This is a genomic window from Chelatococcus sp. XZ-Ab1, from assembly GCF_029309855.1.
Classification (GTDB): domain Bacteria; phylum Pseudomonadota; class Alphaproteobacteria; order Rhizobiales; family Beijerinckiaceae; genus Chelatococcus_A; species Chelatococcus_A sambhunathii.
Genome location: NZ_JARKII010000010.1, coordinates 121,107 through 140,960, shown reverse-complemented (window position 1 = coordinate 140,960; position 19,854 = coordinate 121,107). Strand labels below are relative to the sequence as shown.

The 19,854-nt window shown below is 66.7% G+C and carries 19 protein-coding genes and 1 tRNA gene; 12 read left to right on the top strand and 8 right to left on the bottom strand.

The window, feature by feature from the left end:
* Positions 1 to 123 precede the first annotated feature (123 nt).
* The 6 genes from P2T65_RS15790 (at position 124) to P2T65_RS15765 (ending at position 4,653) form a co-directional block, all read left to right on the top strand.
* Positions 124 to 903, top strand: coding sequence for a DsbA family protein (locus P2T65_RS15790; RefSeq protein WP_055458379.1), 780 nt, complete (start codon positions 124 to 126; stop codon positions 901 to 903).
* Positions 904 to 1,039: 136 nt separating this feature from the next.
* Complete coding sequence (gene aroQ / locus P2T65_RS15785) at positions 1,040 to 1,498, top strand: type II 3-dehydroquinate dehydratase (protein WP_063186229.1); 459 nt, start codon at positions 1,040 to 1,042, stop codon at positions 1,496 to 1,498.
* Positions 1,499 to 1,517: 19 nt separating this feature from the next.
* On the top strand, positions 1,518 to 2,003 hold the full coding sequence (gene accB, locus P2T65_RS15780) for an acetyl-CoA carboxylase biotin carboxyl carrier protein (protein ID WP_055458381.1): 486 nt from the start codon (positions 1,518 to 1,520) through the stop codon (positions 2,001 to 2,003).
* A 10-nt stretch (positions 2,004 to 2,013) separates the two neighbouring features.
* Entirely contained in the window at positions 2,014 to 3,396 is a 1,383-nt protein-coding gene (gene accC / locus P2T65_RS15775; protein WP_055458382.1) for an acetyl-CoA carboxylase biotin carboxylase subunit, read from the top strand.
* 39 nt (positions 3,397 to 3,435) lie between these two features.
* A tRNA-Lys gene (locus P2T65_RS15770) sits at positions 3,436 to 3,511 on the top strand.
* Positions 3,512 to 3,543: 32 nt separating this feature from the next.
* Positions 3,544 to 4,653, top strand: coding sequence for a hypothetical protein (locus P2T65_RS15765; RefSeq protein WP_276200154.1), 1,110 nt, complete (start codon positions 3,544 to 3,546; stop codon positions 4,651 to 4,653).
* Between the two features lie 6 nt (positions 4,654 to 4,659).
* On the opposite strand, the gene tgt is transcribed toward P2T65_RS15765, so the two are convergent.
* The 5 genes from tgt to coaD form a co-directional block, all read right to left on the bottom strand.
* Complete coding sequence (tgt, locus tag P2T65_RS15760) at positions 4,660 to 5,799, bottom strand: tRNA guanosine(34) transglycosylase Tgt (protein ID WP_055458383.1); 1,140 nt, start codon at positions 5,797 to 5,799, stop codon at positions 4,660 to 4,662.
* Positions 5,796 to 6,893, bottom strand: coding sequence for a tRNA preQ1(34) S-adenosylmethionine ribosyltransferase-isomerase QueA (gene queA, locus P2T65_RS15755; protein WP_276200153.1), 1,098 nt, complete (start codon positions 6,891 to 6,893; stop codon positions 5,796 to 5,798). Before queA ends, tgt begins: the two co-directional genes overlap by 4 nt.
* A gap of 229 nt (positions 6,894 to 7,122) precedes the next feature.
* Positions 7,123 to 7,593, bottom strand: a complete 471-nt coding sequence (locus P2T65_RS15750; protein ID WP_055458385.1) for a peptidylprolyl isomerase — start codon at positions 7,591 to 7,593, stop codon at positions 7,123 to 7,125.
* Between the two features lie 67 nt (positions 7,594 to 7,660).
* Positions 7,661 to 8,227 carry a peptidylprolyl isomerase gene (locus tag P2T65_RS15745; protein WP_096335193.1) on the bottom strand — a complete coding sequence of 189 codons (567 nt, stop codon included), beginning with the start codon at positions 8,225 to 8,227 and terminating at the stop codon, positions 7,661 to 7,663.
* A gap of 24 nt (positions 8,228 to 8,251) precedes the next feature.
* Positions 8,252 to 8,755, bottom strand: coding sequence for a pantetheine-phosphate adenylyltransferase (gene coaD, locus P2T65_RS15740; RefSeq protein WP_063186222.1), 504 nt, complete (start codon positions 8,753 to 8,755; stop codon positions 8,252 to 8,254).
* An 81-nt stretch (positions 8,756 to 8,836) separates the two neighbouring features.
* Between coaD and P2T65_RS15735 the strand changes: the two genes are divergently transcribed.
* Both P2T65_RS15735 and P2T65_RS15730 read left to right on the top strand, forming a co-directional pair.
* On the top strand, positions 8,837 to 9,718 hold the full coding sequence (locus P2T65_RS15735; protein WP_276200152.1) for a polyphosphate kinase 2 family protein: 882 nt from the start codon (positions 8,837 to 8,839) through the stop codon (positions 9,716 to 9,718).
* A gap of 255 nt (positions 9,719 to 9,973) precedes the next feature.
* Positions 9,974 to 10,858: a hypothetical protein gene (locus P2T65_RS15730; protein ID WP_276200151.1), complete on the top strand. Its 885-nt coding sequence runs from the start codon at positions 9,974 to 9,976 to the stop codon at positions 10,856 to 10,858.
* A 105-nt stretch (positions 10,859 to 10,963) separates the two neighbouring features.
* Here P2T65_RS15730 and gyrA read toward each other — a convergent pair whose 3' ends face one another.
* Entirely contained in the window at positions 10,964 to 13,717 is a 2,754-nt protein-coding gene (gyrA, locus tag P2T65_RS15725; RefSeq protein WP_055458388.1) for a DNA gyrase subunit A, read from the bottom strand.
* Positions 13,718 to 13,996: 279 nt separating this feature from the next.
* Between gyrA and P2T65_RS15720 the strand changes: the two genes are divergently transcribed.
* Positions 13,997 to 14,629 carry a MarC family protein gene (locus P2T65_RS15720; protein WP_055458389.1) on the top strand — a complete coding sequence of 211 codons (633 nt, stop codon included), beginning with the start codon at positions 13,997 to 13,999 and terminating at the stop codon, positions 14,627 to 14,629.
* Positions 14,630 to 14,699: 70 nt separating this feature from the next.
* Positions 14,700 to 14,849: a hypothetical protein gene (locus P2T65_RS15715; protein WP_276200150.1), complete on the top strand. Its 150-nt coding sequence runs from the start codon at positions 14,700 to 14,702 to the stop codon at positions 14,847 to 14,849.
* A 365-nt stretch (positions 14,850 to 15,214) separates the two neighbouring features.
* On the opposite strand, the gene P2T65_RS15710 is transcribed toward P2T65_RS15715, so the two are convergent.
* Complete coding sequence (locus P2T65_RS15710; RefSeq protein ID WP_276200149.1) at positions 15,215 to 15,892, bottom strand: hypothetical protein; 678 nt, start codon at positions 15,890 to 15,892, stop codon at positions 15,215 to 15,217.
* A gap of 97 nt (positions 15,893 to 15,989) precedes the next feature.
* Between P2T65_RS15710 and xth the strand changes: the two genes are divergently transcribed.
* A complete protein-coding gene (xth, locus tag P2T65_RS15705) occupies positions 15,990 to 16,772 on the top strand; it encodes an exodeoxyribonuclease III (RefSeq protein ID WP_055458391.1) in 783 nt (260 codons plus the stop codon).
* A gap of 10 nt (positions 16,773 to 16,782) precedes the next feature.
* Here xth and P2T65_RS15700 read toward each other — a convergent pair whose 3' ends face one another.
* Complete coding sequence (locus P2T65_RS15700) at positions 16,783 to 17,577, bottom strand: FecR domain-containing protein (RefSeq protein ID WP_276200148.1); 795 nt, start codon at positions 17,575 to 17,577, stop codon at positions 16,783 to 16,785.
* Positions 17,578 to 17,699: 122 nt separating this feature from the next.
* Here P2T65_RS15700 and P2T65_RS15695 point away from each other — a divergent pair, with 122 nt between their 5' ends.
* On the top strand, positions 17,700 to 19,847 hold the full coding sequence (locus tag P2T65_RS15695; protein ID WP_276200147.1) for an adenylate/guanylate cyclase domain-containing protein: 2,148 nt from the start codon (positions 17,700 to 17,702) through the stop codon (positions 19,845 to 19,847).
* The last annotated feature ends 7 nt before the right edge of the window (positions 19,848 to 19,854 follow it).

Sequence of the window (19,854 nt, the reverse complement as noted above, 5' to 3'; positions counted from 1 at the left end):
CCAGTCCCGATGCCCCAGAAATGACGCGGTGTTGGCGCACTGACGCGCTGGTGAATTGATCTTGGCGTCCTTCCGTGCTCCCTGAGCCGGAAAAGCTGCTCCATCCCGGTTCAGGAATCCAACATGATCGCTCTTCGCTCGTTCGCTCCCGTCCTCCTCGCCTGCGGGCTCGCCACCAGCCTCACGGCCTTCGGAGCCTCGGCGCAGTCGGACACCATTTCCACTCAGGATCGGGCGGGCATCGAGAAAATCATCCGCGAGTATCTCATCCAGAACCCGGAGGTCCTGCAGGAGGCGTTGGTCGAACTCGAGCGCCGGCAGCAGCAGGCGCAGGAGGATGCGCAAAAGCAGGCGCTCGCCAGCCATTCCGAGGCGCTGACGCAGTCGCCGCACGGCATCGTCGTCGGCAATCCCGAGGGCGACGTCACGCTTGTCGAGTTCTTCGACTACAACTGCGGCTACTGCAAGCGGGCCGTAGGCGATGTCGTGGCCCTGACGAAGGCGGACCCCAAGCTGCGCGTCGTCCTGCGCGACCTGCCGATCCTCGGGGCCGATTCGGTCGATGCTTCCGTTGTCGCCCTCGCCGTCCGGGAGCAGCTCGACGGCGACAAGTACTTCGAGTTCCACACCCGTCTCATGAACTCGCGTGGCCGGGTGGGCAAGGATCGGGCGATGGCCGTCGCCAAAGAGATGGGCCTCGACCTCGCGCGCCTGCAGAAGGACATGGAGTCGCCGAAGATCCGCGAGGCGCTGGCCGAGACGCTGGAACTTGGCGATAAGCTGTCCCTGACCGGCACTCCCGCCTTCGTCATCGGCGATGCGATCATCCCTGGCGCGGTCGGCGCCGAACCGATCAAGCAGCGCATCGCAGCCATGCGCACGTGCGGCAAGAGCGAGTGCTGAGCACGGCGTCGCAAAGCAGCGTGCGCCGCGAGGCGGCTTTCGCGCGCAAAGTCTTCCTTTCCCACGCGCTTCGCGCTAAGAGGGCCGGGTTCGCGCGCCGTCCCGGCCGCGTCGTCCGCCACGGCATAGAGAGCCCATGGTCGCCGTTCACATCATCAACGGTCCCAATCTCAACCTTCTTGGCGTTCGCGAGCCACAGACCTACGGCTCCCTGACGCTGGCCGCGATCGAGCAGCGCCTGGTCGAACTCGGCGCTCGCCTCGGCGCTGATGTCACCTGCCGGCAGTCGAATGTCGAGGGCGAACTCGTCGGATTCATCCACGAGGCGGGCCTTGCCGGCGCCGGCATCGTGCTCAATGCCGCGGCCTATACCCACACCTCCATTGCCCTGCGCGATGCCATCAAGGCTGTCGATGCGGTGGCGATCGAGGTCCACCTGTCGAACGTGCACGCCCGAGAGGCCTTTCGACATCACTCCACCATCGCGCCCGTCTGCGCCGGCGTCATCTGCGGCTTCGGCCCGGTGAGCTACGAGCTCGCGCTTGATGCCATCGTGCGCATCCTGAGGCAGCGCCACGGTGCCGATGGCAACTGATCGAACGGACATTCAGACGATGGCCACCGCAAAACAGAACCCGATCGACCCGAGCCTCGTGCGCGAGCTCGCGCAGCTGATCGCCGACACCGATCTCTCCGAGATTGAGGTGGAAAAGGGCGATCTGCGCATCCGCGTCGCACGCCACCTGACGGCGAACGTGTCCGTTCCCGTGGCTGCCGCCCCGGTCGCTGCCGTCGCCCACAATCCCGCTCCGGCACCGGTCGCCGCCCCGCCGGCGCCGCCGGCCGGCAAGCCGGGCGCCGATCACCCCGGCGCCGTCACCTCGCCGATGGTCGGCACCGCCTATCGCCGCCCCTCGCCGGAGGCGAAGCCCTTCGTGGAGGTGGGTGCGCGCGTCGAGGCCGGCGACAAGCTGCTCCTCGTCGAGGCCATGAAGACCTTCAACGACATCCTGGCGCCACGCTCCGGCACGGTCACGGCGATCCTGGTCGAGGACGGGCAGCCGGTGGAGTATGGCGAGCCGCTCCTCGTCATCGAGTGAGGCTCTCCGCATGTTCGACAAGGTCCTCATCGCCAATCGCGGCGAAATCGCCCTGCGCATCCTTCGGGCCTGCAAGGAGCTCGGCATCGCCACTGTCGCCGTCCATTCGACAGCCGACGCCGATGCCATGCATGTGCGCCTCGCCGACGAGAGCGTGTGCATCGGCCCGCCCACCGCGCGCGACAGCTATCTCAACATGCCGGCGCTCATCTCGGCCTGCGAGATCACGGGCGCCGATGCGGTCCATCCCGGCTACGGCTTTCTGTCCGAGAACGCCCGCTTCGCCGAGATGCTGAGCGACCACAACATCACCTTCATCGGCCCCAAGGCCGAGCACATCCGGCTTATGGGCGACAAGATCGAGGCCAAGCGCACGGCAAAGCGCCTCGGCATTCCCTGCGTGCCGGGCTCGGAGGGCGGCATCAGCGACGACGACGAGGCCCGGCGCGTCGCGGCCGAGATCGGCTTTCCCGTCCTCATCAAGGCGGCGGCCGGTGGCGGCGGGCGCGGCATGAAGGTGGCCCGCAACGCCGATGAGCTGCCGCACGCCTTGCAGACCGCGCGCGCGGAGGCGAAGGCGGCCTTTGGCGACGATGCCGTCTATATCGAGAAATATCTCGAGAAGCCGCGACACATCGAGCTGCAGGTGCTCGGCGACGGCCAGGGCGGCGCCATCCACCTCGGCGAGCGCGATTGCTCGCTGCAGCGGCGGCACCAGAAGGTGTGGGAGGAAGGTCCCTCGCCCGCCCTCAACCGCGCCGAGCGCGACCGGATCGGGTCCATCGTCGCCGACGCGATGAAGAAGCTCGGCTATCTCGGGGCTGGCACGGTCGAGTTTCTCTACGAGAACGGCGAGTTCTACTTCATCGAGATGAACACCCGTATCCAGGTGGAGCATCCGGTGACGGAGATGATCACCGGCATCGATCTCGTGATCGAGCAGATTCGCATCGCCGCCGGCCATCCCCTGTCCATCCGCCAGGAGGATGTGCAGATCGAGGGCCATGCCATCGAGTGCCGCATCAATGCCGAACATCCGGCGACCTTCCGTCCCTCGCCCGGCACGATCACCTATTATCATCCGCCCGGTGGCCTCGGCGTGCGCGTTGATTCGGCGGTCTACCAGGGCTACCGCATTCCGCCGCATTACGATTCGCTCGTCGGCAAGCTGATCGTGCACGGCCGCTCGCGCAACGAGTGCCTGATGCGCCTGCGCCGCGCGCTCGACGAGTTCGTCGTCGACGGCATCGACACGACGCTGCCGCTGTTCCGCACGCTGGTGCGCAACCAGGACATCCAGAACGGGCTTTACGACATCCACTGGCTCGAGGGCTTCCTGCGCAGCGGTGGACTCGATCTCGAAAGCTCCGCAGCACAGGGCCAAGGTGGTTGACCGCCCCCGGCGTTCCCCGTATCTGAGGCGGACCAGAGCGAGCGCGTAGCTCAGCCGGTAGAGCAACTGACTTTTAATCAGTAGGTCCTGGGTTCGAGCCCCAGCGCGCTCACCACCGCCAAGTCCCTGACCGGCAAGGGATTGCAGATGACATCAGGCGCAGGCATGCCGCCGGACAGGCCCGGCGGCCCCAAGGACGAGACGGTCGCGAGGCGCTTCAGCCTCACCTTCGTCCTCGCCACGCTCGCGTTCGCCGCGCTGACCTATGGCGTCATCGCCGGCTTCGATCCCTACGGCGTCAGGCGCGGCGCGGGCGAGCCGGGTCCGCTCATGGACATCAACCAGCGCTACGTCTATCCGCAAATCGTGCGCAGCGGACGTTATTCCTCCGCCGTCTTCGGGACTTCGACCGTACGTCTCCTCGATCCGCAGCGGCTCGATAAGCTCCTCGGCGGGCGCTTCGCCAATCTTGCGATGAATGCCGCCACGCCATGGGAACAGATGCAGATCGCCGACCTGTTCCTGCGCCATACGCCGGCGCCGGGGACGCTCGTCTTCGGCATCGACGCGCCCTGGTGCGACCGCGACGCCGACAGCGAGGCCAAGCGCCTGACGCCCCGCCCCTTCCCGCCCTGGCTCTACGACGACGACCGGCTCAACGACTGGGCCCATCTCTTCAATTCCAAGAATCTCGAGATCGCCCTGCGGGTGGCAGCCTATCGGCTCGGCCTCATGGACGAGCGCATCCGCGGCGACGGCTACGAGGTCTTCGTGCCGCCGGAGGACACCTACGACCTTTCCCGCGCGCGCATGCACATCTGGCAGGGGCATGCCCCCGAGGCCGTGACATCCGTCGTGCCCGCCGAGACGGTGAGCGAGGCGGAGCGTAAGAGCTGGCGCTTTCCGGCGCTCGCATGGCTCGATGCCATGCTCGCACGCGCACCGGCCACGACGCGCAAGATGATCCTGCTGCCGCCGGTGCATGTCGCCGTGCAGCCGCGGCCAGGCAGCAAGGCCGTCATGCACGAGGAGGCCTGCAAGGCCATGCTCGCCGAGATTGCGCAGCGCCACGGCGCGCTGCTCCTCGATTTCCGCCGATCGTCGCCCGTGACGCGTGAGGACAGCAACTACTGGGATCCGATGCACTATCGCATCGGCATCGCGCGGCGCATCGAGGAGACGCTGGCGGCAGCCATGGGCGGGGCGACGGAGGCTGACGACGGCTTCTTCGTTACCCCCGGCTCGCCCGTCTGGTGAGGCGGCTCAGGCGGTGGCGTCCCCGCCCTTCTCGCCGCGCGCCCAGGCTGCCTTCGTCTCGGCGATGAAGTCGTCGAGACGGTCGTCCGCAATGGCGCGGCGCAGGCCGGACATGAGATCCTGATAATAGGCGAGATTGTTCCACGTCAGCAGCATCATGCCGAGGATCTCGCCCGCCTTGACGAGGTGGTGCAGATACGCGCGGCTGTAGGTGTTCGAGGCCGGGCACTTGGAATCGGGGTCGAGCGGCCGTGAATCCTCGGCATGGCAGGCATTGCGCAGATTGATGCGGCCGAAGCGGGTATAGGCGAGGCCGTGCCGGCCAGCCCGCGTGGGCATGACGCAGTCGAACATGTCGATGCCGCGACGCACGGCTTCGACGATATCGTCCGGTGTACCGACGCCCATGAGATAGCGCGGCTTGCCGGCCGGGAGATGAGGCATCACGGTCTCGATCATGGCGAGCATGACAGGCTGCGGTTCGCCCACAGCAAGGCCGCCGATGGCATAGCCGTCGAGCCCCATGTCGACGAGTTCGCGCGCGCTCTCGATGCGCAGACGCGGGACCTCGCCGCCCTGCACGATGCCGAACAACGCCCGCTCGGGCTGCGTGCCGAAGGCGACCTTGCAGCGCTCGGCCCAGCGCAGGGAGAGGCGCATCGCCTTCTCCGCCACTGCCTCCTCGCACGGCAGCTTCACGCATTCGTCGAGCTGCATCTGGATGTCGGAGCCGAGCAGGCCCTGGATCTCGATGGAGCGTTCGGGCGTGAGAACATGCGTCGACCCGTCGAGATGGGACTGGAAGGTGACGCCGTTCTCATCGATCTTGCGCAGCTGTGCCAGCGACATGACCTGGAAACCACCGGAATCCGTCAGGATCGGATAGGGCCAGTTCATGAACTTGTGCAGGCCGCCGAGCGCGGCCACCCGCTCGGCCCCCGGACGGAGCATGAGGTGATAGGTGTTGCCGAGGACGACGTCCGCCCCCAGCGCCTTCACCTGGTCGGGATACATGGCCTTGACGGTGGCTGCCGTGCCCACGGGCATGAAGGCCGGTGTGCGGATGACACCCCGCGGCATGCGGATCTCGCCTGTTCGGGCGGAGCCGCTCGTCTTGCCGGGGGTGAAGGTGAAGGAAACGGTCATGCTGGCGGCTCCGGCGCGCGGAAGAGCAGACTGGCATCGCCATAGGAATAGAAGCGATAGCCCGCCGCGATGGCGTGGGCATAAGCCGCCTTCATCGTCTCCATGCCGGCGAAGGCACAGACCAGCATGAAGAGCGTCGAGCGCGGCAGGTGGAAGTTGGTCATCAGCACATCGACGGCGCGAAAGCGATAGCCCGGCGTGATGAAGATCGACGTGTCCCCGCGCCATGCCTCGAAGGTACCGTCCGGGCGCACGGCGCTTTCGAGCAGGCGCAGGGCCGTCGTGCCGACGGCAACGATACGCCGCCCCTCGGCGCGCGCGGCATTCAGCGCGGCAGCCGTCGTGTCGTCGATGGTGCCCCATTCGGCGTGCATGCGATGATCGCGCGTATCTTCAGCCTTGACCGGCAGGAAGGTACCGGCGCCGACGTGCAACGTCACGAAGCGCCGCGCGATGCCGCGCGTATCGAGCGCGCAGAAAAGCTCGTCCGTGAAGTGGAGGCCCGCGGTCGGCGCAGCGACGGCGCCGTCGTGGCGAGCGTAGATGGTCTGGTAATCCCTGAGGTCTGCGGCATCGTCAGGCCGCTTCGAGGCGATGTAGGGCGGCAGCGGCACATGGCCGAGGCGGGCAATCGCCTCGTCGAGCGCCGGCCCCGAGAAGGCAAAGCGCAGCAGCACCTCGCCACCGTCGCTCTTCTCTTCTACCTCCGCATCGAGGGCGGCGAGCAGGCAGGCCATGTTCTCGCCCTCCTCGCCGAAGCGGATGCGGTCGCCTACCTTGAGGCGCTTGCCGGGGCGGGCAAAGGCGCGCCAGAGATCGGCGCCCTCGCGCTTGTGAAGCGTCACCTCGACGTGGGACACGGCCTCGCCGCGCACGCGGATGCCGGCAAGACGCGCCGGGATGACGCGAGTGTCGTTGAGGACGAGCACATCGCCCGGCGCCAGCAAATCCGGCAGTTCGCGTACGATCCGATCCGCGAGCAGCCTTTCTCCATCGGGACGCACCACGAGCATGCGCGCGCTGTCGCGCGGGCTCGCCGGCCGCAGGGCGATGCTCTCATCGGGCAGTTCGAAGTCGAACAGATCGACGCGCAACGGTTCTTCCTGGGTGAAACGAAGGTTCTTCGCGGCAGGACTTAAGCGGTGAGGGGCAGGCTTGCCAGTGCATCGTTTGACATTCGGCGGCGGTCCTACTCGCGGAGCCTGGCATGAAGGCCGCATCATGCTTGCGGCTGTCGCGGACATCCACGCGTCGAAGCCCGGCTACGACGCGGCTCTTGCCTGGAGCCAAATGGCTCGCCCCTTGGCTCCAGGCTTCAGGACGTCACGCTGCGTCGGCCACGACACGCATCGAGACGATGCTGTCGGGGTCACGCACGGGCTCGCCGCGCTTCAGCTGGTCGACGTTCTCCATGCCTTCGACGACCTTGCCCCAGACGGTGTACTGCCGGTCGAGGAAGCGCGCGTCGTCGAAGCAGATGAAGAACTGCGAGTTGGCGGAGTTGGGATTCTGGGTACGGGCCATCGAGCAGGTGCCGCGCACGTGCGGCTCCGCGTTGAACTCGGCCTTCAGGTCCGGCAGGTCCGAGCCGCCGGTGCCGGTGCCGTGCGGGCAACCGACCTGGGCCATGAAGCCGTCGATGACGCGGTGGAAGACGATGCCGTCATAGAAGCCGGCCCGCGCCAACTCCTTGATACGTGCCACGTGGTTCGGCGCGAGATCCGGCCGCAGCGCGATGACGACGCGGCCCTTTGTGGTCTCCATGACGATGGTGTTTTCGGGATCGGTCGTCATCTCTTGTCTCCTGGTTGAACGAGCCGTGAATCGCCCCGGTCCGGCATCCGGGTCTGCAGGGCGCCTTTCACTTGGCGTCTGCGGCGACCTGCATGCGGACGATCTTGTCCGGGTTGTCGACCGCGCCGTTGCGGGCCTTGCTGCCCTTCTTGATCTTGTCGACCACATCCATGCCCGAGACAACCTCGCCGAAGACGGTGTACTGGCCGTTGAGGAAGGACGCATCGTCGAAGCAGATGAAGAACTGCGAGTTGGCAGAGTTTGGATCCTGCGCCCGCGCCATGCCGAGCGTGCCGCGCTTGAAGGGGGCGTTGGAGAACTCGGCCGGCAGGTCCGGCAACTGCGAGCCGCCGGTGCCGGTGCCCGTCGGGTCGCCGGTCTGAGCCATGAAGCCGTCAATGACGCGGTGGAAGACGATGCCGTCATAGAAGCCGGCCCGCGTCAGCTTCTTGATCTGCTCAACGTGCATCGGCGCGAGATCTGGCCTGAGGCGGATGGTGACGCGCCCGTCCTTGGTGTCGAGATAGATCGTGTTCTCGGGGTCGAGTTTCGCCTGCGCCATGGCCGGCGTGACGAGCGCGGGCGCGACGATGAGGGACATGAAGGCGGCAAGCGCGAGCAGCAAACGCGGCATGAGGCTCTCCTGATCCGGGCCGGCTCAGCCGCCGGCGAAACGTCTTTGAAGGCGGGCGGCCACCCGGTGAGGCACGAAACGCGAGACATCGCCGCCCATCGCCGCGATCTGCCGCACGAGCGTGGCGGTGATGGGGCGCACGATGGGAGACGCCGGCAGGAAAACGGTCTGCACGTCTGGCGCCAGGACCTCGTTCATGCCCGCCATCTGCATCTCGTAATCGAGATCGGTGCCGTCGCGCAGCCCGCGGATGAGCAGGCTGGCGCCGTTGCGGCGCGCTGCCTCCACCACGAGATCGGAGAAGGTGACGACGGCGAGTTCGGCTCCCTGTTCCTGCGCCAGCGGCCCGCACTCTTCCTCCAGCATCTCAGCCCGTTCCTCGGCGCGGAAGAGCGGCGTCTTGCCCGGATGGACGCCGATGGCAATGACCAGCCTGTCGACGAGGCGGCAGGCATTGCGCACGACATCGAGATGCCCGTTGGTGACGGGATCGAACGAGCCGGCATAGAGAGCGGTGCGTACGGACATGGAATCTCCCTGGCGGCGCCCTGCGCTGGATAAACCGGCCGGGCCCGTTATCCTAGTCCTTTCCTGCTGCGGGAGTCGCCCATGCCGGACATCGACGCCTTCCTTGCCCCCTTCCGCATCACCGACGGAAGCAAGTTCCGACTGTCGAAACACGACCCGCGCGACACCAACGGCTTCGACATCAGCAAGGCCGCAGCCAAGGCGAAGCTCGACGAGGGCATCTCCCACATGCGCGAGATGCAGGAAAAGCTCTTCGCCCAGAACGAATGGTCAATCCTGCTCATCTTTCAGGCGATGGACGCCGCCGGCAAGGACGGAGCGATCAAGCATGTGATGTCCGGCATCAACCCGCAGGGTTGCCAGGTGCATCCGTTCAAGGCTCCCTCCGACGAGGAACTCGACCATGATTTCCTGTGGCGCACCACCTGCCGGCTGCCGGAGCGCGGCCGCATCGGCATCTTCAACCGCTCGTACTACGAAGAGGTGCTGGTGGTGCGCGTTCACCCGGAGATCCTCGCGCGGCAGCGACTGCCGATGCGCCTCGTCACCGGGTCCATCTGGGATGAGCGGCTGAAGGACATTTGCCTGTTCGAGGACTACCTGTCGCGCAACGGCACGAAGGTTCTGAAGTTCTTCCTCAACGTCTCCAAGGAAGAGCAGAAGAAGCGACTCATCGCCCGCATCGACGACCCGTCCAAGAACTGGAAATTCGACGTGAAGGATGTCGACGAGCGCCAACACTGGGACGCCTACATGCAGGCCTACGAGGCCGCCATCCGCGCCACGGCGACCGAGCAGGCGCCATGGTACGTGGTGCCGGCCGACGACAAGTGGTTCACCCGCGTCACCGTCATGGCCGCCATCATCAGCGAAATGCGCAAGCTCGACCTCGCCTTCCCGCTGGTCTCGGCGGCAACCCGCGAGAAGCTCGCCGGCATCCGCAAGGCCCTCGAGAACGATTGAGACTCCCCCGCCTTCGGCTCCGACGGAAAGGGACCAATCCATCGGCTGGCAATGCCAGCGCCGCACAGGCGGACGCCTGCCCGGCACAGCGACCAGATGGAAGCTCAAACAAGGCGCGGCATCGCGCATTCAGTTTTCACACTGTCGAATGGTTCCTGATCGCTCCCGCTCGGCTACCATTCAAGCCGGGACCGCGCATTATTCAATATCAAATTCCCCGCATCAATTAACAAATGAGATTATGTGAGAAGTGATATGATACATAACAATTTTCAATATTCAAACCATTACAGACACATCACACCAGGAACACTCTCAGAAGAAGCAAAAGCATGGTCGGAAACAAGCCAAGCGGCTTCATCCCCGGCGATGTCGGCAGCGAATGGCCGAACTCAGAATGACCTGTTCACCAGCGCCGTGGCCGCGCCGGGCAGAGCCAAGCGCAATGGCGACGGGGACGCTGCGGCCTACGTCCCGATAAATTACTGGGCGGCCGCGCATGATGCCAGCACGGCATTGGAAACCAATCGGTTGACGTCCTGTTCCGCCCTGCTGGTCCTCACGGACCGGCAGCCCGACGGCATCTACGCGAACCGCACGATGGTCCATTTGAACGGCAGCAGCTTGAACAATCGCCTGAACGGAGGCGTCGACGGCTACAAGCTGGTGGACGATCTCGCCAGGCAGGTCAACGAGGCTGGTGGGGGAAAGATCATCTGGGCTTCCGGTCCCGACAATCGCAATACGAGCATCCTGACCGCACTGGGGCAGGAAGGACGCAACGGAAAAGGATATCCGCTTGCAGAGCTCATGCTCAATCCGAAGGTCACGACGGATATCGTCAGCACAAACGAAATAACTGTTTCGCCGGATGGCTCATACACGCTCGGAGAACTCGGCACCGGAAAGCTGGACGCCGCTGACTTCCTGAGCATTCTCAGGGAGGAATCGGTCCAGAATGGCATCGAGATTGCAGGCTATACTCCGCGGACGAAAGCCGATTCCGTCGCTTCGGACGGCCGGGCCATAGCGGACGAAACAAATGCTTCGGCAGAACTGGCCGAAGACGCAGCAGACGCTCCGGCACTGCTCCAGGATCTGGAGGACATCGGAGAACTGGGACGGCTGTTCGAGGTCTAGGCAGGCAGGGGGCGGCACACCCCTTTCCCTTGCACACATTCCGTTGCATGCCTGTCCCTGCCTGCAGCGTCGAGCCCTCGCCCCCGCTGCAGGCATTGACGCATATCACGCCTCGGTCGAGGCCTCCCCGCCATCGCCCCCATCCTCGCTCTCGTCGCTGATGCCTTCAACGGAGACAACGCGCTCGTCCTCGGCCGTGTTGAAGACGATGACGCCCTGGCTGGAGCGGCCGACGATGCGAATGCCGTCGACCGGGCAGCGGATGAGCTGGCCGCCGTCGGTCACCAGCATGATCTGGTCGCTCGCCTCGACGGGGAAGGACGCCACCAGCGATCCGTTGCGACCGTTGACGGCCATCGCCACGATGCCCTTGCCGCCGCGGCCGGTGACCCGGTACTCGTAGGCCGATGAACGCTTGCCGTAGCCGTTCTCCGAGATCGTGAGAATGAACTGCTCGGCCGCGCCCATGAGCGCATAGCGCTCCTGCGACAAGGCGCTGTCGGCCGAGCCCTCCTCCACATCCAGCTCTTCCTCCGCGCCGTCACCGTTGGCCGCGCGGCGCGCGGCATTGGCGAGCTTGAGATAGGCCGCGCGCTCGTCCGCCGTCGCATCCATATGGCGCAGGATGGCGAGCGAGATGACCTTGTCCCCATCGCCGAGCGAGATACCGCGCACGCCGGTCGAATCGCGGCCCTTGAAGACGCGCACCTCCGGCACCGGGAAGCGAATGCACTGGCCGAGCGCCGTCGTCAGGAGCACGTCGTCATGCTCGGTGCAGATTTGCACATCGACGATGGAATCCCCCTCGTCAAGCTTCATGGCGATCTTGCCGGCGCGGTTCACCTGCACGAAGTCGGACAGCTTGTTGCGCCTGACGTTGCCGCGCGCCGTGGCGAACATCACGTCGAGCGACGCCCAGTTCGCCTCGTCCTCCGGCAGGGGCATGATGGTGGTGATGCGCTCGCCCTCGTCGAGCGGCAGCATGTTGATGAGCGCCTTGCCGCGGGCGTTCGGCGCCGCAAGCGGCAGGCGCCACACCTTCTCCTTGTACACCTGGCCATGCGAGGAGAAGAAGAGCACTGGCGTGTGCGTGCTGGCGACAAAAAGGCGCGAGACGAAATCCTCGTCGCGTGTCTGCATGCCGCTGCGGCCCTTGCCGCCGCGCCGCTGGGCCCGGTAGGTCGTCAGCGGCACGCGCTTGATGTAGCCGGCATGGCTGACGGTGACGACCATGTCCTCGCGCTGGATGAGATCCTCGTCCTCTACATCCGCCGCCCAGTCGAGGATCTCGGTCTTGCGCGGGGTGGCGAAGGCATCGCGCACGGCGGCGAGTTCGTCCTTCACGATGCCCATGATGCGCGCGCGCGAGCGCAGGATGTCGAGATAGTCGCTGATCTCCTCGGCGAGCTTGTTGAGCTCGTCGGCGATCTCGTCGCGGCCGAGGGCCGTCAGGCGCTGCAGGCGCAGGTCGAGGATGGCACGCGCCTGCGTCTCCGACAGGCGATAGGTGCCGTTCTCGCTCACCCGGTGGCGCGGATCGTCGATAAGGGCGATGAGCGGCGCGACGTCGCCGGCCGGCCAGTCGCGCGCCATCAGCGCCTCGCGCGCCGAGTTCGGGTCCGGCGCCGTGCGGATGAGGTGGATGACCTCGTCGATATTGGCGACGGCAATGGCAAGACCCGCCAACACGTGGGCGCGATCGCGCGCCTTGTTGAGCAGGAACTTTGTGCGGCGGGAGACCACCTCCTCACGGAAATCGACAAAGGCGACGATCATGTCGCGCAGCGTCATCACCTCCGGCCGGCCGCCGTTCAACGCCACCATGTTGGCGCCGAAGCTCGTCTGCATGGGCGTGTAGCGGTAGAGCTGGTTGAGGACGACGTCCGCCACCGCATCGCGCTTCAGTTCGATGACGATGCGCATGCCGTCGCGGTCGGATTCGTCGCGCAGGTCCGAAATGCCTTCGATGCGCTTCTCGCGTACCAGATCGGCGATCTTCTCGATCAGCGCCGCCTTGTTCACCTGGTACGGAATTTCCGTGACGACGATTGCCTCGCGGTCCTTGCGCACCTCCTCTACCACGCTCCGGGCACGCATGATGATGGAGCCGCGCCCGGTCGTGTAGGCCGCTCGGATGCCCGAGCGGCCGAGGATCGTCGCCGCGGTCGGGAAGTCCGGGCCGGGCACGATCTCGATCAGATCCTCGTCGGTGATCTCGGGCCGGTCGATATAGGCGACACAGGCATCGACCACCTCGCCGAGATTATGCGGCGGGATGTTGGTGGCCATGCCGACGGCGATGCCGCCGGCGCCGTTGACGAGCAGGTTCGGGAAACGCGCCGGCAGAACCGACGGCTCCTGCTCCGTATTGTCGTAGTTGTCGTTGAAATCGACCGTGTCCTTGTCGATATCCTCGATCAGGGACATTGCCGCCCTGGCAAGCCGCGATTCGGTATAGCGCATAGCCGCCGGCGGGTCGCCGTCCACCGAGCCGAAGTTGCCCTGCCCGTCGACGAGCGGCAGGCGCATGGAGAAATCCTGCGCCATGCGCACGAGGGCGTCGTAGATCGACTGGTCGCCGTGCGGGTGATACTTACCGATCACGTCACCGACGATGCGGGCCGATTTTCGGTAGGGCTTGTCCGGCGTGTAGCCGTTCTCGTGCATCGAGAAGAGGATGCGCCGGTGCACGGGCTTGAGGCCGTCGCGCACATCCGGCAGGGCACGGCTCACGATCACGCTCATGGCGTAATCGAGGTAGCTGCGCTTCATTTCATCGATGATGGAGACCGGCTTGATATCGCCGCCGGGCGGCTCGCGGTCGCTGCCGCCGTTCTCGATGTCGTCTTGATCCGCCAAGGTGCACGTCCGCAGTGAATGCTCCGCCGGCGGGGATGTCGCGGCGGAATGAGTCTCATTGGGTCTAGCCCATACGGCCCCAAAATGCCATAGGCGAAAGCGCCGCGCCCCGTAACTGATCCACGATCAGAATCAGCCACTTAGTTGTGGTTTTGGATGTTTCTGCGACGCCGGCCGGCGCAAGTCTCGAAGCACGGTGGCGCAGGAGCGCCAACTGCCTTGCGCAAGCCTCGGCGGCGACGGCACAATCGCGCGTGAAAAGCGGCAGAATGCGGGGGCATCGTGCAGGAATTCATCTCATCGGCACTCGTCACGCTGCTCGTCACGCTCGATCCGCCGGGTCTTGCACCGATCTTCCTCAGCCTCACGCGTGGCATGACGGCGGCGGAGAGCCGGCGCGTCGCCGTGCGCGCCTGCATCATCGCCTTCGGCATCATGGCCTTCTTCGGCCTCGGCGGCGATTTCCTCCTGCAGGCGCTCGGCATCGGCCTGCCGGCCTTCCGCATCGCCGGGGGACTGCTGCTGTTCTGGATCGCCTTCGAGATGGTTTTCGAGCTGAGGACGGCGCGCAAGGCGGCGACGGCCGAGACGGCGATCACCGAGGACCATATCCGTAACGTGGCGGCCTTCCCGCTCGCCATACCCCTGCTCGCCGGCCCGGGCGCCATCACCGCCACGATTCTCATCGCCGGCCAGGCGGGCGGCGAGCCGGTGCGGCTCGTTCTGCTGCTCGCCATGATTGCCGCGGTACTGGCGCTCTGCCTCGTCGTCTTCCATCTCGCCAAGAGCATAGCGCGGCTGCTCGGCACGACGGGCAACATCGTGCTCACGCGCCTGCTCGGCGTTATCCTTGCCGCCCTCGCGGTCCAGTTCGTCATCGACGGCATCAAGGCGGTCGCTGCGACCGGCTGACGACCCAGGCGGAACAAATGCGGCTGAGGCCCCGTTGTCGTCCCGGACATGCAAGGGACGGGGGTGTATCATGCCATCACGAAGCCTGCTTTATCTTCTCGTCGGCGCGCTGGGCGTCGTCGTCATCGTTCTCGGCTATCGCCTCTACGAGGAAGAGCGCAAGCCCGACGGGGTGGAGATCAGCATCAGTCAGCACGGTGTGTCGATCGAGAAGAACTGAATGGGGCGGACAGCCCGCTGCGCCGCTCGCCCCGTCGACGTGGGGGCAAAGTGGAAGGCTCGAGTGGGAGACGGCACATGAGAGACAGCGTCAAGGCAGCAATCCTTTGTCTCGGCATGGGTCTCGGTCTGGGCTTGGGCGCGTCGGCCGGGGCCATGCCCCTCGCGCCATCCGCTGACGGCGCGAGAGCAGCCCAACGGACGGAAGGGCCCGTTACCTCCGTCCGCTGGGTGTGCAACCGCTGGGGTGACTGCTTCTGGCGGCCGGGCCCACCGCCGCGCGGCCGTGTGGTCTGCCGCTGGCGCTGGCGCGACACACCGTGGGGGCCGCGCCGCGTGCGCGTCTGCACGAGGCGCTGGTAGCGCTCAGGCCGGCCTCGGCAGCGCCACCCGCAGCAGCAGGAACAAAACGAGCCCGTTGGCGAGGTGCCACACGAAATGGGTGCCGAGGGGCAACGCGCCACAAACGAGCGTATCGATGCTGCGGAAGGTCAGCGAGACGACGAAGAGGCCGCCGATGCCGACGAGCGCACGTCCGACGGCCGGCTTGCAGCGCCATACGAGGGCCCCGACGACGATCATCGCGGCGGCGGCCGGCAGATAGCCGGCCGATCCGTTGAGCGGATCGTAGCCGAACTGCGCGCGGGCGAAATCGAGCCACAATCCTGGCACCATCATCGACAATCCCTGAAACAGCGCCGTGACGGCGAGCGCCGCCCACAGCGGCAGCTGAAGGTAGCGCCGCATGGCGAGGAAGAAATAGACGATGATGAACAGTGCGATGGGCACGACATCGGCGAGTGCCGCCCAGCGCGTCGCGACCGTGTGGAAGAGGAAGGAGCCGACGCCTACGGCAAAGGCCAGCACGATCAGGACCGCCACCAGCCAGTCCCGCCGCGGCGCCCGCAGCCAGATCAGGCCCGCCGCGATGGCCGCGAGGATGAAGGCGCCGTTCGTCAGCGCATTGACGGGTTCGGACCAGAAGCTCGGATCGATGCGCTCGCAATAGGCATCGATCGGTTGATGCCAGGACGACCGATCCATCCCCCACCCCTCGCCTTCGCGTGATTGCGGTGCCGTCCCTCCCGTGTCACATCTCCATGACGATGAGGCAACACCCCTTCGCCGGAGCCGACACGCCATGCGGATCGCCACCTGGAACGTCAATTCCGTCAAGCAGCGGCTGGAGCATCTGCTGCGTTTCCTGAAGGAGGAGGCGCCGGACGTCGTCTGCCTGCAGGAGCTGAAGTGCCAGGAGGACGCCTTCCCGCGGCTCGAGCTCGACGGCACCGGCTATAACATCGCGCTGTGCGGGCAGAAGAGCTTCAACGGCGTCGCCATCCTCTCCAAGCGGCCGCTGGAGGACATCCGCCTGCGCCTGCCTGGTGACGACGATGACGGTCAGGCGCGCTTCGTCGAGGCGCTCGTGCCGGGCAAGAAGGGCGCGGCGCGCATCGCCGCGATCTACCTGCCGAACGGCAATCCCGCGCCGTCCGAGAAATACAGCTACAAGCTCGCCTGGATGGACCGGCTCCATGCCCACGCCCGGACCCGGCTCGCCGAAGAGGAGCCCTTCGTAATCGCGGGCGACTTCAACGTCATCCCCGAGCCGAAGGATGCAGCCCGGCCGGAGCTGTGGGTGAACGACGCGCTGTTCCTGCCGCAAACGCGGGAGAAGTTCCGCGGCCTCCTCAACCTCGGTCTCTACGACGCCCTGCGCTCCACCACCGATGCCACGGGCCTCTATACCTTTTGGGACTACCAGGCGGGGGCGTGGCAGAAGAACAATGGCATCCGCATCGACCACCTGCTCCTGTCGCCGCAGGCGGCCGACCGGCTCCGGAGCGTCACGATCGTCAAGCGCACGCGCGCCTGGGACAAGCCGTCCGACCACGTGCCCGTCATGGCCGAATTCGATCTGTGAACGCCATGGCTCACGGCCCGTTGTTTCCCGGTACGCCGCCTCCTTGATTGCCACTGCCCTGGCCGCCGCGGTTGCCGCCCTGTGAGGAGCCTCCATCACCCGGCGAGGCGGGGCCGTTGCGGTCGAGCCATTCGACCGGCTGCCTTGACGGCACCTCTTCCACCTGCCGGCAGAGGGCCCGGTTGCTGCTCCGCAGGCAGGCCTCGAAGAAGTCGAAGGTATTCGCCGTGCCGGGCACCGGCCCGGCGAGGCCGGTCCGCGTGACGACGACGACGTCTGCGGGACGCACCATGTCGACACAGCGGCCCGCGAGCGTGCAAACCTCGACCGCTCCCGCCTGCAGCACCACCGTGACGCGGGCGGCCTCGACGAGGAGATCGAAGACTGTGCCACGTACGCCGATGGTCGCGATCGGCGTGCGGATCTCGTACGCGCCGGAGGGCGAGGCGCCGCTCACCCAGCGGAAGGCGCCGCGGGTGGCGCGCACCACGGCTTCAGTTGCCGTCCGGTCGGGATTGAAGACGAAGCGGTCGAGCGTGACGACGGCATTGGCCGTCATCATCAAGTGCGTCTCGTCGCGGAAGACGAGGCGAGCCGCGCTGTCCCGGCCGGTGCGGATGATCTCGTCGGCGAAGACGTCCGAACCGACGGTGACGGTCCGCACCCGCCCGTTGAGGCTGCCCGACACCTGGCGCTCGGCGATCACGGCCGCGCCGATGTCCGTCTCGGCCGCTGCGGGCCCGCAGAGCGCCGTCAGGAAGCCGGCAGCCAGTGCCGCCACCGTGGCAATCGTGCACCTTGCCATCGCGCGCCCCTCTTTGCTTGACGAGAGTATAACTTGCAACGCAGCCAGTGCACGAGGAAGGGGCGCGATTTGCCTTGCGCACCGGCGATTGCGACAGTCTCTCCTGCAGACGGAGACGACCCATGCAGGACAGCGGCCCGACGCCGACGACACCGACGGACCGACGCCGATGGGCACGCCGCCACCTGCAGCCCGGCGGCTGGATCGCCGTGCTCGTTCCGGTTGCCGTCACTGCCGCGCTCATCCTCTGGGCGCCCATGCCGGTGCGCGCCGTGCGCGACATCACATTCGACAGCTACCAGCGCCTGTCGCCGCGTCCCTACGACCCCACCCTGCCCGTTCGCATCGTCGATATCGACGACGAGAGCCTTGCCCGACTGGGCCAGTGGCCCTGGCCGCGGGCGCGCCTCGCCGCGATCGTCGACCGGCTGCGGGCGGCCGGTGCCGCCGCCGTCGCCTTCGACATCCTCTTGTCGGAGCCGGAGCGAACCAACGGGCCGGACGGCGACGAGCGGCTGGCCGAGGCCGTCGCCTCAGCCCCTGTCATCATGAGCCTCTCCCTGACGAACGCCCCTGGTGAGACGCCCCTCGCGCCGAAAGCGGGCTTTGCCACGGCAGGCGACGATCCCCTGAAATTCGTGCCGCGCTTCTCGGGCGTCATTCCCTCTCTGCCGCTCTTCACCGAACCGGCAGCCGGCCTCGGGGCGCTCAACTGGGTGCCGGATCGCGACCTCGTCGTGCGGCGCGTGCCGATGCTCATGGCGCTCGGCGATGCGCTGGTGCCGGGCCTGGCAAGCGAGGCGCTGCGTGTCGCGCAAGGGGCATCGACCATCCTCGTGCGCGCCTCGAATGCGAGCGGCGAAACCGCTTTCGGACGTCCGACGGGGATCGCGGCTCTGCGCATCGGCGAGGTCACGATCGCCACAGAGGCGGACGGGGCGCTGCGCATCCACTATGCCGGCACGCGAGACGAGCGTCGCCTCCCGGCCTGGCGCCTGCTGGACGGCTCCGCCGATACGGCCGCGCTTTCCGGCGCCATCGTCCTCGTCGGCACGAGCGCCGCCGCCCTTGCCGACGTGCGCGCGACGCCGCTCGAGGCGGCGGTGCCCGGCGTCGATATCCACGCGGAATTCCTCGAGCACGTGCTGTCGGATGCCCGCCTGATGCGGCCGGATTATGCGCCGGGCGTCGAGGTGGCCGGGCTTCTTGCCCTCAGCGCCCTTGCCGTGGCACTTGCCCTGCGGGTGCGGCCCCTTGTCAGCGCCCCCGCCTTCCTTGGCCTCGCGGCGGCCGTGGGCGCGGCAAGCTGGCTTGCCTTCTCGCGCGCGGCGATGCTCATCGATCCAGTCTGGCCGCTGGCCGGCACGGCGGCGTCTTTCGCCAGTGCCATCGCCATCGCCCTGCGTCGCACTGAGGCGGAGCGGCGGTGGATCCGCCAAGCCTTCGCGCGCTATCTGTCACCGGAGGTCGTGGCGGTGCTGTCGCGCGAACCAGGGCGCCTGGCGCTCGGCGGCGAAACCCGGCCGATAACCGTTCTCTTCGCCGACATTCGCGGCTTCACCAGTCGTGCCGAGCGGCTCGACGCGCGGGACGTCGTCGCCTTCCTCAATACCGTGCACACGCCGCTGACCGACGAGGTGATGCGCCACGGCGGCACCATCGACAAGTTCCTCGGCGACGGCCTCATGGCCTTCTGGAACGCACCGCTCGACGTGCCCGACCACGTGGCGAAGGCGCTCGCGGCCGCCCTCGCCATGCAAGCGGCCATTGGCCGGCTTGCCCCAGCCCTGGCGCAGGAGGGTTTGCCGCCACTTGCCGTGGGCATCGGCATCCACACCGGTCCGGCCTGCGTCGGCAACCTCGGCTCGCTGCATCGCTTCGACTATTCCGCCGTGGGCGATACGGTAAATGCTGCCGCGCGCATCGAGCAGGCGAGCAAAATCTACGGGGAGCCAATCCTCGCCTCGGGAGCGGTCGTCGCCGCGGCGCCCGCCTTCGGCTTCCTCCTCGTCGACGAGGTGCGCCTGCGCGGCCGCGGCGAGGCGACGCGGCTTTATACGCTCGTGTGCGGGCCCGACCAGCGGGACGCCGGATTCGACGATTTCCGCCGGCAACACGACTGTGCCATCGAGGCCGCAATCGGGAGGCGGCCATCAGCACGAGAGCTTCTGGACGAGGTATCGCGAAACTCCCGCGGGGCTGACCGGGCGCCGCTGTACGCCTTCCATCGGGCGCGACTCGCGGAGAACGAGTCGGTGTCGAAAGGCTGAATCATCT

Excerpts from the sequence above, each read along its gene's own strand:
- P2T65_RS15790 (WP_055458379.1), top strand. The coding sequence starts at position 124 with ATGATCGCTCTTCGCTCGTTCGCTCCCGTCCTCCTCGCCTGCGGGCTC.
- aroQ (WP_063186229.1), top strand. The coding sequence starts at position 1,040 with ATGGTCGCCGTTCACATCATCAACGGTCCCAATCTCAACCTTCTTGGC.
- accB (WP_055458381.1), top strand. The coding sequence starts at position 1,518 with ATGGCCACCGCAAAACAGAACCCGATCGACCCGAGCCTCGTGCGCGAG.
- accC (WP_055458382.1), top strand. The coding sequence starts at position 2,014 with ATGTTCGACAAGGTCCTCATCGCCAATCGCGGCGAAATCGCCCTGCGC.
- P2T65_RS15765 (WP_276200154.1), top strand. The coding sequence starts at position 3,544 with ATGACATCAGGCGCAGGCATGCCGCCGGACAGGCCCGGCGGCCCCAAG.
- tgt (WP_055458383.1), bottom strand. The coding sequence starts at position 5,799 with ATGACCGTTTCCTTCACCTTCACCCCCGGCAAGACGAGCGGCTCCGCC.
- P2T65_RS15750 (WP_055458385.1), bottom strand. The coding sequence starts at position 7,593 with ATGACGACCGATCCCGAAAACACCATCGTCATGGAGACCACAAAGGGC.
- P2T65_RS15745 (WP_096335193.1), bottom strand. The coding sequence starts at position 8,227 with ATGCCGCGTTTGCTGCTCGCGCTTGCCGCCTTCATGTCCCTCATCGTC.
- coaD (WP_063186222.1), bottom strand. The coding sequence starts at position 8,755 with ATGTCCGTACGCACCGCTCTCTATGCCGGCTCGTTCGATCCCGTCACC.
- P2T65_RS15735 (WP_276200152.1), top strand. The coding sequence starts at position 8,837 with ATGCCGGACATCGACGCCTTCCTTGCCCCCTTCCGCATCACCGACGGA.
- P2T65_RS15730 (WP_276200151.1), top strand. The coding sequence starts at position 9,974 with ATGATACATAACAATTTTCAATATTCAAACCATTACAGACACATCACA.
- P2T65_RS15715 (WP_276200150.1), top strand. The coding sequence starts at position 14,700 with ATGCCATCACGAAGCCTGCTTTATCTTCTCGTCGGCGCGCTGGGCGTC.
- P2T65_RS15710 (WP_276200149.1), bottom strand. The coding sequence starts at position 15,892 with ATGGATCGGTCGTCCTGGCATCAACCGATCGATGCCTATTGCGAGCGC.
- xth (WP_055458391.1), top strand. The coding sequence starts at position 15,990 with ATGCGGATCGCCACCTGGAACGTCAATTCCGTCAAGCAGCGGCTGGAG.
- P2T65_RS15700 (WP_276200148.1), bottom strand. The coding sequence starts at position 17,577 with ATGGCAAGGTGCACGATTGCCACGGTGGCGGCACTGGCTGCCGGCTTC.
- P2T65_RS15695 (WP_276200147.1), top strand. The coding sequence starts at position 17,700 with ATGCAGGACAGCGGCCCGACGCCGACGACACCGACGGACCGACGCCGA.